The organism is Hominisplanchenecus murintestinalis (assembly GCF_943193015.1).
Classification (GTDB): Bacteria; Bacillota; Clostridia; order Lachnospirales; family Lachnospiraceae; genus Hominisplanchenecus_A; species Hominisplanchenecus_A murintestinalis.
Window position 1 is genome coordinate 1 of sequence record NZ_CALPCM010000025.1, and the last position, 15,043, is coordinate 15,043.

Below are 15,043 nucleotides of genomic sequence, written 5' to 3' on the forward strand. Positions count from 1 at the left end.
ATCCAGCCCTTTGCGAACAGCAAACTTTAAATGGGCTGGATTCCGTAACAGTGAAGCCGCAGGCTGAACTGTTACGAATTGAAAAAAGAATATAAGAGAACACCTTGACTTTTCTCATTGATAAATTTATAATAGCACTTGACTTGAAAAAGACTATGAGAAAGACAGTACATCTATCGGAAAGGCACAGAGAGCTGGGGAGGGTGGAATCCCGGCGCGAGTAGGGCAGATGGAAGATCACTTTTGAGTTGCGGGCTGAAAGAGGAGTAGGCCTTGACGGTTTTCCCCCGTTACAGGGAACGCGTATGACGGTATGTGTGAGAGGTGGTTGCGTAGGCATTGGCTTTCGTCCTGTTACAGGGCGGAAGCCTTTTTTGCTGGTGTTTGGCCGTGTGTAGATATCAGAGCGCGGACTGTGAATGGCCGGACATATTTCAGTAAAACGAAAAGGAATGGAGGTAAAGTATGTACGAGAAGGTTTCAACAGACCTGAACTTTGTAGAACGTGAGAAACAGACGGAAAAGTTCTGGAGAGAACATCACATTTTTGAAAAAAGTATTGAATCTCGGAAAGACTGCGAGACGTATACTTTTTACGACGGGCCGCCAACGGCGAACGGTAAGCCGCATATCGGGCATGTGCTGACCCGTGTTATCAAGGATATGATTCCAAGATACCAGACCATGAAAGGGAAGATGGTACCAAGGAAGGCGGGCTGGGATACCCACGGGCTTCCGGTGGAGCTGGAAGTGGAGAAGCTTCTGGGACTGGACGGAAAGGAACAGATTGAAGAATATGGCCTGGTTCCTTTTATTGATAAATGTAAGGAAAGTGTCTGGAAATACAAGGGCATGTGGGAGGATTTCTCAGGAACCGTAGGTTTCTGGGCGGATATGGATAACCCGTATGTTACTTACCATGATGAATATATTGAGTCTGAGTGGTGGGCGCTGAAGCAGATTTGGGATAAAGGGCTTTTGTATAAAGGCTTTAAGGTTGTTCCTTACTGTCCGCGCTGCGGTACGCCGTTGTCCTCGCAGGAGGTGGCGCAGGGCTACAAGGATGTAAAGGAGCGTTCTGCAATCGTGCGCTTCAAGGTGAAGGACGAGGACGCGTACATCCTGGCATGGACGACTACGCCGTGGACGCTGCCTTCCAACCTGGCGCTCTGTGTGAATCCTTCTGAGGAGTATGTAAAGGTAAAAATGAAAGAGGACGGACGCATCTATTACATGGCGCACGCTCTTAGCGATAAGGTACTGGGTGAGGATGCTTACGAGGTTCTGGAAACCTGTGTAGGAAAAGACCTGGAGTATAAGGAATACGAGCCGCTGTATACCTGCGCCGCAGACAGGGCGGCAAAACAGCGGAAGAAAGCGTTTTTTGTGGTATGTGATTCCTATGTAACGCTGACAGACGGTACGGGTATCGTCCATATCGCCCCGGCGTTTGGTGAGGACGATGCGAAGGTGGGACGCAGCTATGATTTGCCGTTTGTACAGCTCGTGGACGGGAAAGGAAATTTGACAGAGGATACGCCATTTGGCGGTATTTTTGTAAAGAAAGCAGACCCGATGGTACTCAAGGATCTGGACGCGAGAGGGCTTCTCTTTGACGCGCCGAAGTTTGAGCACAGCTATCCGCATTGCTGGAGATGTGATACGCCGCTGATTTATTATGCACGCGAGTCATGGTTTATCAAGATGACGGCAGTGAAGGATGATTTGATTCGCAACAACAACACCATTAACTGGATCCCGGAAAGCATTGGAAAAGGACGTTTCGGGGACTGGCTGGAAAACGTGCAGGACTGGGGAATCAGCCGGAACCGTTACTGGGGAACTCCGCTGAATATCTGGGAGTGCGAGTGCGGGCATCAGCATTCCGTGGGAAGCCGTCAGGAGCTGTTCGAGATGAGCGGCAACGAGCGGGCGAAGGATGTGGAACTGCACCGCCCATATATTGATGAAATCGAAATTAAGTGTCCAAAGTGCGGGAAACCGATGCACCGTGTGCCGGAGGTTATCGACTGCTGGTTTGACTCAGGAGCTATGCCTTTTGCGCAGCATCATTATCCGTTTGAAAATAAGGAGCTGTTTGAGCAGCAGTTCCCGGCACAGTTTATCTCCGAGGCGGTAGACCAGACGAGGGGATGGTTCTATTCCCTGCTGGCGGAGTCTACGCTGCTGTTTAACAAAGCGCCGTATGAAAATGTTATTGTACTGGGACATGTACAGGATGAGAACGGGCAGAAGATGAGCAAGTCTAAGGGAAATGCTGTCGATCCGTTTGAAGCTCTGGAAAAATACGGTGCAGATGCAATCCGCTGGTATTTCTATATCAACAGTGCGCCCTGGCTGCCGAACCGTTTTCACGGGAAGGCCGTGCAGGAAGGACAGCGCAAGTTCATGGGGACTCTGTGGAATACGTATGCGTTCTTTGTACTGTATGCGAATATTGATGAATTTGACGCCACAAAATATACGTTAGACTATGAAAAGCTTTCGGTTATGGATAAGTGGCTGCTTTCCAAAATGAACACGATGGTTCAGGCAGTGGACACAAACCTGGCGAATTACAGGATTCCGGAGACAGCGCGGGCGCTGCAGGAATTTGTGGATGACATGAGTAACTGGTATGTGCGCCGCAGCCGCGAGCGTTTCTGGGCAAAGGGCATGGAACAGGATAAGATTAATGCTTATATGACCTTGTATACTGCACTGGTAAATGTAAGCAAGGCGGCAGCGCCGATGATTCCGTTTATGGCAGAGGATATCTACCGGAATCTGGTGTGCAGTATTGATAAAAATGCACCGGAAAGCGTACACCTATGTGACTTCCCGGAAGCAGACCAGGGGCAGATTGATAAAGAACTGGAAGCCAACATGGACGAGGTTTTGAAAGTAGTCGTGATGGGACGCGCCTGCCGGAATACGGCAAATATCAAGAACAGGCAGCCGATTGCAAATATGTTTGTAAAAGCTCCGTTTAAGTTACCGGACTTCTTTGCCGATATTATCCGTGAAGAATTGAACACTAAGGAAGTAACGTTTACCGATGATGTGAGGGATTTTACCTCCTACAGCTTTAAACCTCAGCTTAAAACAGTGGGTCCGAAGTACGGAAAGCTTCTTGGCGGAATCCGTGAGGCGCTTCCAAAACTGGACGGAAATGCCGCGATGGATGAATTAAATGCAAATGGCTGTTTGAAGCTTGACATCAAAGGGCAGGAAGTTGTATTATTAAACGATGATTTGCTTATTGACACCGCACAGATAGCAGGATATGAATCCCTCCAGGAAGGAGAGATTACCGTAGTTCTGGATATGAACCTGACGCCGGAGCTGATGGAAGAAGGGTTTGTGCGCGAGTTAATCAGTAAAATCCAGACCATGCGAAAAGAAGCAGGGTTTGAAGTGACTGACAGAATTTTAATTTATGCATCAGGGAATGAGAGGATTGAGGAAATCCTGAAGAAAAACGCAGATGGAATCCAGTCGGAGGTACTGGCGGATGAGATTGTCCTGAAATCTGTGGACGGTTACGTGAAAGAATGGAACATCAATGGCGAGACAGTGACGATGGGTGTAAAAAAACAGAATTCATAAAAAGACCGGATGCGCCCGGAAAGGGGCGTTCGGGAGGAGGACGGAAAATGAAGAAAAAGTTTGACAAAAAGAAATTCATCGCAGAGGTAAAGGATAATGTAAAGACCCTTTACCGTAAAAATCTGGACGAGGCGACACAGGAGCAGATTTTCCAGGCAGTTTCCTATGCGGCAAAGGACACGATTATTGACAACTGGCTGGAGACGCAGGAGCAGTATGAGAAGCAGAATCCGAAGATTGTGTATTACATGTCCATGGAATTCCTGATGGGCCGCGCCCTGGGGAATAACCTGATTAATCTCTGCGAGTACGATGAGGTGAAAGAGGCTCTGGAAGAGATTGGACTTGATTTGAATGTTATCGAGGACCAGGAGCCGGATGCGGCTCTCGGAAATGGAGGTTTGGGAAGGCTGGCAGCATGTTTCCTGGATTCTCTGGCAACTCTGGGATATGATTCATACGGCTGCGGTATCCGTTACCGCTATGGTATGTTTAAGCAGAAAATCGAAAACGGTTATCAGATTGAAGTGCCGGATAACTGGCTGAAGAACGGAAACCCATTTGAGCTGCGCCGTCCGGAATATGCAAAAGAAGTAAAATTCGGCGGTCATGTGCATGTAGAATATGATCCGAAAACAAAAGAAAATAAATTTATCCAGAGAGACTATCAGTCTGTGCGCGCGGTTCCTTATGATATTCCGATTATCGGCTATGGAAATGGCATCGTAAATACCCTGCGCGTATGGGATGCAGAGGCAGTAAGTGACTTTCAGCTGGATTCCTTCAATAAGGGCGATTACATGAAAGCTGTTGAGGAGCAGAACCTGGCAAGGAATATCGTGGAAGTGCTTTATCCGGCAGATGAGCATTATGCAGGAAAAGAGCTGCGTTTAAAACAGCAGTATTTCTTCGTTTCCGCAAGCGTACAGGCGGCAATCGCGAAGTTTAAGAGCCGCGGCGGCGATATCCGCAAGTTTTATGAGAAAGCTACGTTCCAGCTTAATGATACCCATCCGACCGTTGCAGTTGCAGAGCTGATGCGTATCCTGATTGACGAAGAAGGCCTTGGCTGGGATGAGGCGTGGGAAGTTACGACAAAGACTTGTGCATATACCAACCATACGATTATGGCAGAGGCGTTGGAGAAATGGCCGATTGAGCTGTTTTCCAGGCTGCTTCCGCGTGTATATCAGATTGTCGAGGAGATTAACCGCAGGTTTGTTGAGGAAATCAAGGCGAAATATCCGGGCAACCAGGAGAAGATCCGCAAGATGGCTATTATTTACGACGGACAGGTGAAGATGGCGCATCTGGCTATCGCAGCAGGCTATTCCGTAAACGGCGTGGCTGCCCTGCATACAGAAATCCTGAAAAATCAGGAGCTGAAAGATTTTTATGAGATGATGCCGGAGAAGTTCAATAACAAGACGAACGGTATCACCCAGAGACGTTTCCTGCTTCACGGAAACCCGCTTCTGGCAAAATGGGTAACAGAGCACATCGGCGACGAGTGGATTACCGATTTGTCAAAGATTTCCAAGCTGAAGCTGTTTGCAGATGACAAGAAAGCGCAGCAGGAATTTATGAATATCAAATACCAGAACAAAGTGCGTCTGGCAAAATACATCAAAGAGCATAACGGCATCGACGTAGATCCCCGATCCATCTTTGACGTGCAGGTAAAGAGGCTTCACGAGTACAAACGCCAGCTTCTGAACATCCTTCATGTGATGCACCTGTACAATACGATTAAGGATCATCCGGAGATGAAATTCTATCCGAGGACATTCATCTTTGGCGCTAAGGCGGCAGCAGGCTACCGCCGTGCAAAACAGACGATTAAGCTGATCAATACAGTAGCCGATGTAATTAACAATGACGCGTCTATCGGCGGCAAGCTGAAAGTCGTATTTATTGAGGACTACAGAGTATCCAACGCAGAGATGATTTTTGCGGCGGCAGACGTATCCGAGCAGATTTCTACGGCAAGTAAAGAGGCTTCCGGTACAGGTAACATGAAATTTATGTTAAACGGAGCTCCGACGCTTGGAACTATGGACGGCGCAAACGTGGAAATCGTACAGGAAGTTGGCGAAGAGAATGCATTCATCTTCGGGCTTTCTTCAGATGAAGTTATCAACTATGAGAAAAACGGCGGTTATTGCCCAATGGATTACTTCAACAACGACCAGGATATCCGCCGTGTGCTGATGCAGCTTATCAACGGTGAATACTCAGGAAATGATTCTGAGATGTTCCGTGATTTGTATAATTCACTGCTGAATACACAGTGCAGCGACAAAGCTGATACTTACTTTATCCTGGCGGACTTTAAGTCCTATGCCGAGGCACAGAAGAAAGTAGAAGAAGCTTACAGAGATGAAGCGCGCTGGGCAAAGATGGCCATGCTGAATGTGGCATGCAGCGGCAAATTCACATCCGACAGAACCATTCAGGAATATGTGGATGAAATCTGGAAGCTTGACAAGGTGACACTGTAAGCCAGGGTGCAGGAAACAAAAGGAATTTGCAAAAGGCTCATCCATGTAATTGCAGATTTCTAAAAATTGAATAAAGATTTTTCATAAGGCTTTCTATGGGTAACTCATAGGAAGCCTTAATTTGTGAAAAAAGGCAAAAATGTATGTATTACATACATAAATCAATATTAAAAATAAAAATATTGACAATTTATGTAACCAGTATTAATATAAAATTATGAATAATTGATACGAAACCATATTTTAAAGCGTAAACAGGAGGGAGATTGGAAGTGGGAAGATTAAAGAGGAGCTGCGCGCTGTTTTTAAGTCTGACGTTGACGGCAGGAAATGTCAGCTATGCGGCGGAAGAAAGCGTTATCTGGCAGGGGGGAGAAGCAGTTGAAGAAGTGTAGGGAGTAGAAGAACTGGCGGCTTCGGACATCACGCTTCTGGAGGAGATGCTTCCAGTTCGTAAGGACTTTTCCAGGAGTGAAGAGAGGATGATGGAAAACGTCATTGCCGAAGCGGCCGACGATGCGGCGCTTGCGGCAGAGCAGCTAAATGAGATTACAGACGAGAAGGTCTACGATGCGGCGCTTCATGAGGTTCTGGATAAATATTATGAAGAAAACCTGGAAGGGCAGATTGAGCAGTTTGCGGAAGCAACGGACGAAAGAGCACAGGAAACCTTAAAAGAGTATGAAGAGGCAAAAGAAGAACGGGATAACCGGGCAAATCTGGATTACGAGACAGGGGAAGTGCTCGTTACTTTTGACAGCAGCGTGACGGATGAAGAGATTGGGACAATGGCGAACAGAATCGGCGTTTATTATGAAATACTCAGTGATTTTACCATAGACGAGACACTGCCGGAAGAAAAATTAAAACGTCTGAAAGCTTCGCAGGGACAGGAATTTCCGAAAATAGTTTCCATTCATCTGGGACTGGATAAGTCTGTAGGGCGTGCGGAAGAGATACTGCAGGAATTGTCCAGCGTGGAGGATATTTCGAAAAATTATACGGATATAGAGCCTGATTCATTGGCGTCTGTGCTCGGGGTAAATGATACGCATGTAGGAGAGCAGAAGTATCTAGAGCAGATTAATCTTCCGCCTGCATGGGAAGCGTGGAATGAAGCAGGTCAGGAGGCATATGAATTTAAAGAAACATGGGTGGCTGTGATAGATACGGGGATGGATATCAGCCATGTGGATTTGAAAAATGTTTACTTGCCGGATAGAAGTGTGGTTATCACAGGCGGTAAGGTAGATGAAAATAATTGTGTGGTAACAGGTTCGCAGATAGTACCGATGAATGCTTCCAACTGTTATGTACGCAACGCATATGCAGACTATCATGGAACGCATGTTGCAGGAATCATTGCTGCAGAGGCGAGGAATAATAAAGGGGTGGTAGGAATTGCGTCTATCTGTGAAAAAGAAGTAGACGCAATGTATGGGAATTGTAAAATAATGGGAATTAATGCAGCGCATAGGGAATGGAGTGAGGGAGACGAAAGGTATAACTGCATGTTTAGTATTGCTGATGTAGTTACTGCTATTTATTATGCGACGAATAGTGGTGCAGATATCATTAATATGAGTTTGCATGGAGAATATAATAGTCCTTGTTATCAGAAAGCGATTGATTATGCACATGCTAAGAATGTGGTTGTATGTGCATGTGCAGGAAATGGGGATTACAAGCGAGGCGCAGACGGAAAATATATTAAAGATGCGAATGATCAGTACATAATAGATTTAGAAAGTCCAAATGTTACAAAATATCCGGCAGCATGCAACCATGTGATTTCCGTCGCAAATGTTAATATCTCAAATCAGCGGGATGTATTTTCAGTATATAATAAGTTTGTTGATATTGCGGCTCCCGGAACAGATATCTATAATTGTGTTTTGAATGGGGATTATGACAAGCATAGTGGAACATCTATGGCAGCGCCTGTGGTATCAGCCGCCGCTGCAATTTTACGCTCCATGTATCCGGAAACAACACCAGATGAAATAGAAGAAATACTTACAAAAACGGCTACGGATTTGGGGACGCCTGGAAAAGATATATATACAGGCAGCGGATTGCTGAATGTAGGCCTGGCAGTTCAGACATTAAAGACAAGGAGGTTAAGCAAGACGTATCCTCAGAAAGCGGCTGTGAAATGTGTGGATTATCAGGCGGCAAAACTGGGATGGGACGCCGTGCCGTGGGCAGAGAGATATGTGATTTTCCGTTCTACGAGTGTAAATGGGGAATATACAAAAATAAAATCTATTCATGCTCTGGACTGGTACACGTATACGAGTTCTTTCGGCAGATATCGTTTTACAGATAAGGGGCTTGCTACGGGAACTACGTATTATTATAAAATAAGGGCGGTGTGTGCATACCAAAGTGGATTCAGCCATAGCCAGTACTGTCCGGTGATTTCCATAAAGTGCACGTTGAATGCACCTACGGGATTGACGTTGACGCCAACGACAGGAAAGATGAAGGTTTCCTGGGCAAAAGTAAATGGAGCAGAGGGATATCAAATCTGGCGCGCAGACACCAAAACGGGAACGTATAAACGGATTCATACCTTGACAAGCGGAGCAACCGTTTCTTACGATGATACTACAGTGAAGGCTGGAAAGACGTATTATTATAAGATTCGCGCTTATCGAAAACCAAATGGAACGGCAGTGTTTTCCGAATATTCTGGCATTGTAGGGAAAAAGTCTATATAGGCAGAGGGGATTTGTAAGGAGGAAGATTTTATGAACAGGACAAGAAAAACGATATGGTTTGTTTTAAGTATATGTTTCGTATGTATGATATTTGCCATGCCAGTATCGGCGAAAGGAAAAAGCGCAGCAAAAAAGAATATGCCGAAGAAAATCGTGTTGAACCGGACGGAGCTCTTGCTCTATCCGGGAGAAGAGAGAAAGCTGAGAGTAGAATATATAAAGCCGGAAAAGGCGTCTGCAAAGGTGGTATGGAAGTCAAAAAGGAAAGCCGTGGCAGCGATATCCCCGAAAGGAGAACTGAAAGCCAGGAAACCGGGAAAGACAACGATCACAGCAATCTCAAAAAAGAATGCGAAGTTAAAAGCAGTCGTAAAGGTAATTGTAAAAAAGAGACCGGAGAAAAAAGAGAAGGAATGTGTTTTCAAGACAAAACGACATGCTTACAATAGTAGCGATGAATGGCTAGATGTATATGCAAATATAAATCATTTGGAACCGGTTATTTTCAGGAATAAAGAGGATATTTTAGAATATGTAAGATGTGCAAGAATATTAGATGTAAAAAACAATAAAGGTTATGATACGTATGATGAAGTGATAAAGATGAACAAAAGAGAATGGTATAAAGAAACATCAAGAACATTTTTGGGCGAATACTTAAATATGGATTTTAAAAAGGAAAGTCTTTTGGTTTTGTTTGGTCGATGTAATCAGGTAATCTCTTTAAAAACAAAATTTGATGTTAACGGAAAGCTTCAGGGGATTATAGGTTTCCAAACAATAGGAGAGAGAAATAGGGGTATTGGATTAGGAGTTACTGCGATTGATACGGTAGCATTAAAGATAAGCAAGCAGGATGAAGCAATGATAGATTATTATCAGTTTTATTATCAATTTCAGGAAGTGGAAGAGGAGCCGGAAAAGTAGTAAGGGAAGGAATGGAATGTTATTTATAGGGTATGTGCTTACCGAAAATTGAATGGAACGGGAGTATTTTCTGAATATTCTGGTATTGTAGGGAAAAGGCTATATAGGCAGAGGGGATTTGTAAGGAGGATTTGTATGAACAGGACAAGAAGAGGTATATGGTTTGTTTTAAATATATGTTTTATATGTATGATATTTATCATGCCGGCATCGGCGAAAGGAAAAAGCGCAGCAAAAAAGAATGTGCCGAAGAAAATCGTGTTGAACCGGACGGAGCTCTTGCTCTATCCGGGGGAAGAGAGAAAGCTGAGAGTAGAATATATAAAGCCGGAAAAGGCGTCTGCAAAAGTGGTATGGAAGTCAAAAAGGAAAGCCGTAGCAGCGATATCCCCGAAAGGAGAACTGAAAGCCGGGAAACCGGGAAAGACAACGATCACAGCAATCTCAAAAAAGAATCCGAAGGTAAAAGCAGTCGTAAAGGTAACTGTAAAAAAGAGGCCGAAGAAAAAGGAGAAGGAATGTGCTTTTGGAGGGAAAAGACACTATAATATCGGCTCGCTGCTAACTGGATATGCGAGAGAGAAGCGTCTGAATCCTGTTGTTTTCAGAAGTAAAGAGGATATTTTGTCATATATAAAAGAGGCAAATGAAGATGATTATATATATAACAAATATAGCGATTATTACAAACAAAAAATAAATTGGAACGATAGAAAGTGGAGAAAGCATCTCTCTGGGACATTTTTATCGGAATATTTTAACATGGATTTTAAGAAAGAGAGTCTTGTCGTTTTTTTTAACAATTATACGAAAATTTTGTCTTTACAGACAAAATTTGATGATGCCGGAAAACTTCGGGGAATCATAAAATTTCGTTCTTATCCATCAGAACCGCTGGGGCCAGGAATAGCCGTGCCGGCAGTTATTCCTGAGGAGGCAACAACGTTAAAGATAAGCAAGCAGGATGAAGCAATGATAGATTACTATCAGTTTCAGGCAGTGGAAGAGTAACCGTCGAATGATAAGCCCAACGCAAAAGAGAAGTAAAAAATTGAAAAACAGGTTGATTATTTCGGCAGAATCTATATATACTGTAGGCGGGAATAGATGTTTGCCACTTGCTATTACAGGTGTGATATAAAAGGTATGCACTGCACGAGCGATGCATACCTGGCAGAAGAACTGGAGACAGAAATACCTTGCAAAGCGCTAAGAACCCCTTCTTTTTTATCGTATTGATAGAAGTCCCGATGTTTTTTTGAAAGAACGTAGGGACTTCTATTTTAATGGTATGTATTGGTCTTAGTTACTGATGAATTATTTTTATTATAAGATTTATTTCACGGTTTCACCTTCAAAATGGAAATAATCAATCATAGCTTCATCCTGCTTGTTTATGCGGAGGGCAGTGACAGAGTCAGGACGATACCAGGTGACTTTTGGATAATCATTAGATTTATCATGTTTCAATTGAACTTTTACAGTGCATTGCAGTTTTCCCAGGGCGTCAAATTGCGTGTTGGCAGATATGATTTGCAAAGGAAGAGCTTCAGAAAAAAATAGAACAAGGCTTTCTTTTGTAAAGTTCATATTTTTATATTCTGCAAGGAAACCTTCTGTTTTTTTGGACGCTTTTTAACGATTATACGAATAGCAGATTTGACGGAGGGATTCTGCCTGGAGACAGCGGTAATCACAGTTTTACCTGGTTTTTTCGCAGTAGCTTTTCCGTTTCCTGATACAGAAGCTATCTTTGGCTTTTTGGATTTCCAGGTGACTTTTGGGGAAGCTTTTGCAGGCCGTACCTTTTCAACCCAAAGATTTTTTGATTCGCCTACGTATAGCAGAATTTCTTTGCGGCTGAGAAACAGTTTTTTCGGTATGCTTTTTGATTTGGCGGCTGCGGGCAAGGTAAAAACTGCCAGAAAAAAGCACAGTGTACAGAGCAAGAGTGTAAGTTTTTTCGTTTTCATAGGCTTCTCCTTTATGGCATGGACGGAATTTTAAGCATTTCTTGAGTGAAAGCAGAGATTTCCGTCCATGAGTTTGTTTTGGATAGTATATGATTAGCTAAAACAAATTAATCTGAAAGTAATCAATCATGGCTTCATCCTTTCGGCTTATTTTAAGCGCGATCTTATAATCAGGTATATAGGTTAAATAATATGTGCCGTCAGGAGGAGAGCCATAACTATGAAGTCGCACTTTTAAAAGGCATTGCAATTTTCCGGAAGCGTCCAGCTTTGTGGAACAAGACAAGACCTCTCCACTGCCAATCTTTGTATCGAGCACGATTAAGCTGTTTTTTTTGAAATCCATATTTTTATAATTCTCAAAGTCTTTATCTAGATGGTAGTTGATGAAGAGTTCATCAAAATCTTCTTTGCTCCGGATAATTATGGGTTCTCCATAGCGCCACCCAGCCTGTGAGGGGAGTCTTATGGAGTCAGAAAAAAAGTTTGCCTGAAATGCACAGTCTTTTTCCTGTTTTTTTGGACGTTTTTTAATCGTTACTTTTACCAGGGCTTTTACTTTGGGATTTTTCTTTGCAGCCGCAGTAATAACGGTTTTTCCTGCTTTCTTTGCAGTAACTTTTCCATTTTTGGAGACAAAAGCTATTTTTGGCTTTTTGGATTTCCAGGTGACTTTTTGGGAAGCTTTTGCAGGACGTACTTTTTCAACCCAAAGATTTTTTGATTCGCCCACGTATAGCAGAATTTCTTTGCGGCTGAGAAACAGTTTTTTCGGTATGTTTTTTGACTTTGCGGCTGCGGGGAGAGTGAAAGCAGCAAAGAGAAAGCACAATGTACAGAATAGAAATGTAAATTTTTTTGTTCTCATAGAAAACTCCTCTCTAAATATTATTTTGCTTTTTTTGATACGATGCTTGTTAAATTTGAAAGCACTTTTTTGCCGTTAACTGTACGGTATGCCCGCATTCGGTAGTAATAGGTCTTTCCGGCAGTTACAGAAGTGTCTGCAAAGGAAAGAGTGGCCGCATAGCCAATATTCCCCAATAGCAGAGAGAATCCCAGAACGGCGGCGCATAATGCTCTCATCTTTTTCATATAAAATTTCTGCTTTACATGGTGCGGGGTGAAATGGTTCCTAAAAAGCTTTTATCACACCCCTTCCTAAAAGTAAAAATTAAATTAATTTGCCTTAAAACAAGAATACAATTATTAAAAACATATGTCAATGGTGGTAAAATAAATTTAAGGATTCTTAAGGAATTGAAGATACATTTTACGCAGCGCATTTATATTTGCGGAAAAATATCGAAAAAGAAAAAATCTGCAAATCATATGGACAGGCGCATATTTTTCATGGACAAGTCATAGGATAAATGAAAAAGGGTGCGTGTGTTTATGTGGAGAAGTGTTCAAAGGCTGACTGCCGCGCTGGTGATTGTCTTTCTGGTGCCTTATGTGATTGTGACGCTTGGTTCGAAGGAGGAGCAGGAAGCGTATGCGCTGCAGAGGGCCTCGGAAAATTTTATTTCTATTCATACAAGGGACGGAATCCGGGAGATTGGGTTTGAGGACTATGTGTGTGGAGTGGCGGCGCGGGAGCTGGGGGAGAACTGCGGAGTAGAGGCGGCGAAGGCGCAGATGGTAGTGGTGCGGACGAACCTTAAGAAATTTCAGGAGGACAACCCCGGAACACTGTTGTCGGAGGAGTATATGACGCTGGAGGATATGGAGGAAAAAGGGATTTTGGAGGAAATGCTGCGGGCGGTGGAAGAGACAAACGGGCAGGTTCTTACTTTTGAGAATAAGCTGATTCGGGTTCCGTTCCATGCGGTAAGCAGCGGGAGGACACGCTCAGGTGAGGATGCGGGACTTGCGGCGGAATATCCCTGGCTGACGGCTGTGGAGAGCCGCCAGGATGTGGAATCGGAGTGGTATCTTTCGGTGACGCTGCTGGAACCGGAAGCCCTGCGGACATGCATTGACGAGGGATGTCCCGGGGCGTTGACAGAGGGGGCGCTGCTGGATCAGATGGAGATTTTATCCAGGGATGAGAGCGGCTATGTGACAGCCATGCGGGTGGGAGGGCAGAAGATTACCGGAGAAAAGTTCCGCAGCCTTCTTGGGCTGTCGTCGAGCTGCTTTTATATAGAAGAAAATGAGGGGAAAATCAGGATTACAACAAAAGGGCTTGGGCACGGGCTGGGGATGAGCCTGTATGGCGCTGTGCGTATGGCGGAGGCGGGGTCAGATTACCGGGAAATTCTTCAGTATTATTTTGAAAAGTGTATAATTGCATAGGTTTTGGAAATGCTATGATTAGGCGTAGCTGTTGGTGCAGCAGGAGGGAAATACCCGCTGTTCCGAAGGAGTACGTAGATTATAGTATGAGGTGAAGATTATGCAGAATAAGAAAGGAAAAGGATTTACGACGAAAAAGGGAGCTATGGTAATCTTGAGTCTCTGCCTGGTAGGGGGCGCGGCATTTACTACTTATTACACAATTGACCGTGCGGATAAGGCAAAGGAAGAGAAGCAGCGTCTTATGGATCTGAATGCGGAGATACGGGAAGAGGCCCGCGCAGAGGCTGAGAAGGAGAAAGCTTCCGAGGCACAGAAGGCAAATGCGGCAGATGCGAAAGCAGACCTTCCTCTGGCAAACGAGATGGATGTAGACCCTGCCACGCTGGTAAAAGAGGAAGAGACGGAACCGGTTACGGAGATGGAGACAGAAGAGGCGGTGGATGTTTCCTCTGCAAATATTCAGCCTACGGTGGCATTTGACGACTCGATACCGCTTACCTGGCCGGTGGCAGGAAACGTGCTTCTGGACTACAGCATGGATTCGACGGTTTATTTCCCGACACTAGATCAGTATAAGTACAATCCGGCGCTGATTATCGGTGCAGAAACAGGTGGTCAGGTAGTAGCTGCCGCAAGGGGAATCGTAGAATCTGTTGATGTAAATGAAGAGACAGGCACGACCCTCACCCTTGATTTGGGAAATGAGTATGAGCTGGTGTACGGGCAGCTGAAGGAAGTGACGGCGGAAGTCGGCGAAGTGGTAGAGACAGGCCAGCTTCTGGGCTATGTGAGCGAGCCTACCAAATACTATTGTGAAGAGGGCAGCAACCTTTACTTTGAGATGAAGAAGGATGGAGTTCCGGTAGACCCGTTCCTGTATCTGGACGGAGAATAGAGGTAAGTCAAAGCCCCGCCCCTTTTCTGATAAATAAAAGAAAAGGGGCGTTGTTTAAAGAAATACGTTGCCAAATGCAATCCTGATTTTATATAATGAAAGCAGGATTTTTTG

General features: G+C 44.4%; 12 protein-coding genes. 8 read left to right on the forward strand and 4 right to left on the reverse strand.

The genetic code is table 11. From position 1 onward, the window contains the following. Positions 1-465: 465 nt before the first annotated feature. From ileS to NFR99_RS09625, 6 genes are all read left to right on the forward strand, one after another. On the forward strand, positions 466-3,609 hold the full coding sequence (ileS, locus tag NFR99_RS09605; protein ID WP_251353491.1) for an isoleucine--tRNA ligase: 3,144 nt from the start codon (positions 466-468) through the stop codon (positions 3,607-3,609). A gap of 47 nt (positions 3,610-3,656) precedes the next feature. Continuing rightward, positions 3,657-6,110, forward strand: coding sequence for a glycogen/starch/alpha-glucan phosphorylase (locus NFR99_RS09610; RefSeq protein WP_251353492.1), 2,454 nt, complete (start codon positions 3,657-3,659; stop codon positions 6,108-6,110). A 272-nt stretch (positions 6,111-6,382) separates the two neighbouring features. Continuing rightward, positions 6,383-6,505, forward strand: coding sequence for a hypothetical protein (locus NFR99_RS15320; RefSeq protein ID WP_256374352.1), 123 nt, complete (start codon positions 6,383-6,385; stop codon positions 6,503-6,505). Between the two features lie 87 nt (positions 6,506-6,592). Continuing rightward, a complete protein-coding gene (locus NFR99_RS09615) occupies positions 6,593-8,833 on the forward strand; it encodes a S8 family serine peptidase (protein WP_251353493.1) in 2,241 nt (746 codons plus the stop codon). A 30-nt stretch (positions 8,834-8,863) separates the two neighbouring features. Further along, entirely contained in the window at positions 8,864-9,760 is an 897-nt protein-coding gene (locus NFR99_RS09620) for an Ig-like domain-containing protein (protein WP_251353494.1), read from the forward strand. A gap of 135 nt (positions 9,761-9,895) precedes the next feature. Further along, the gene (locus tag NFR99_RS09625; RefSeq protein WP_120483856.1) at positions 9,896-10,771 is read left to right on the forward strand and encodes an Ig-like domain-containing protein; all 876 of its coding nucleotides are present in this window, start codon (positions 9,896-9,898) and stop codon (positions 10,769-10,771) included. Positions 10,772-11,095: 324 nt separating this feature from the next. On the opposite strand, the gene NFR99_RS09630 is transcribed toward NFR99_RS09625, so the two are convergent. The 4 genes from NFR99_RS09630 to NFR99_RS09640 all read right to left on the reverse strand — a co-directional run bounded on the left by NFR99_RS09630 (position 11,096) and on the right by NFR99_RS09640 (position 12,828). Next, positions 11,096-11,350: a hypothetical protein gene (locus NFR99_RS09630; protein WP_251353495.1), complete on the reverse strand. Its 255-nt coding sequence runs from the start codon at positions 11,348-11,350 to the stop codon at positions 11,096-11,098. Further along, positions 11,347-11,733: an Ig-like domain-containing protein gene (locus NFR99_RS15570; protein WP_416388337.1), complete on the reverse strand. Its 387-nt coding sequence runs from the start codon at positions 11,731-11,733 to the stop codon at positions 11,347-11,349. The genes NFR99_RS09630 and NFR99_RS15570 overlap by 4 nt, the downstream gene beginning before the upstream one ends. A gap of 97 nt (positions 11,734-11,830) precedes the next feature. Continuing rightward, complete coding sequence (locus NFR99_RS09635; RefSeq protein WP_120483854.1) at positions 11,831-12,601, reverse strand: Ig-like domain-containing protein; 771 nt, start codon at positions 12,599-12,601, stop codon at positions 11,831-11,833. Between the two features lie 20 nt (positions 12,602-12,621). Further along, a complete protein-coding gene (locus tag NFR99_RS09640) occupies positions 12,622-12,828 on the reverse strand; it encodes a hypothetical protein (RefSeq protein ID WP_120483853.1) in 207 nt (68 codons plus the stop codon). A gap of 300 nt (positions 12,829-13,128) precedes the next feature. On the opposite strand from NFR99_RS09640, the gene NFR99_RS09645 reads away from it, so the two are divergent. Then, complete coding sequence (locus NFR99_RS09645; protein ID WP_251353496.1) at positions 13,129-14,031, forward strand: SpoIID/LytB domain-containing protein; 903 nt, start codon at positions 13,129-13,131, stop codon at positions 14,029-14,031. 100 nt (positions 14,032-14,131) lie between these two features. After that, on the forward strand, positions 14,132-14,929 hold the full coding sequence (locus tag NFR99_RS09650) for a M23 family metallopeptidase (RefSeq protein ID WP_243126632.1): 798 nt from the start codon (positions 14,132-14,134) through the stop codon (positions 14,927-14,929). Positions 14,930-15,043 lie beyond the last annotated feature (114 nt).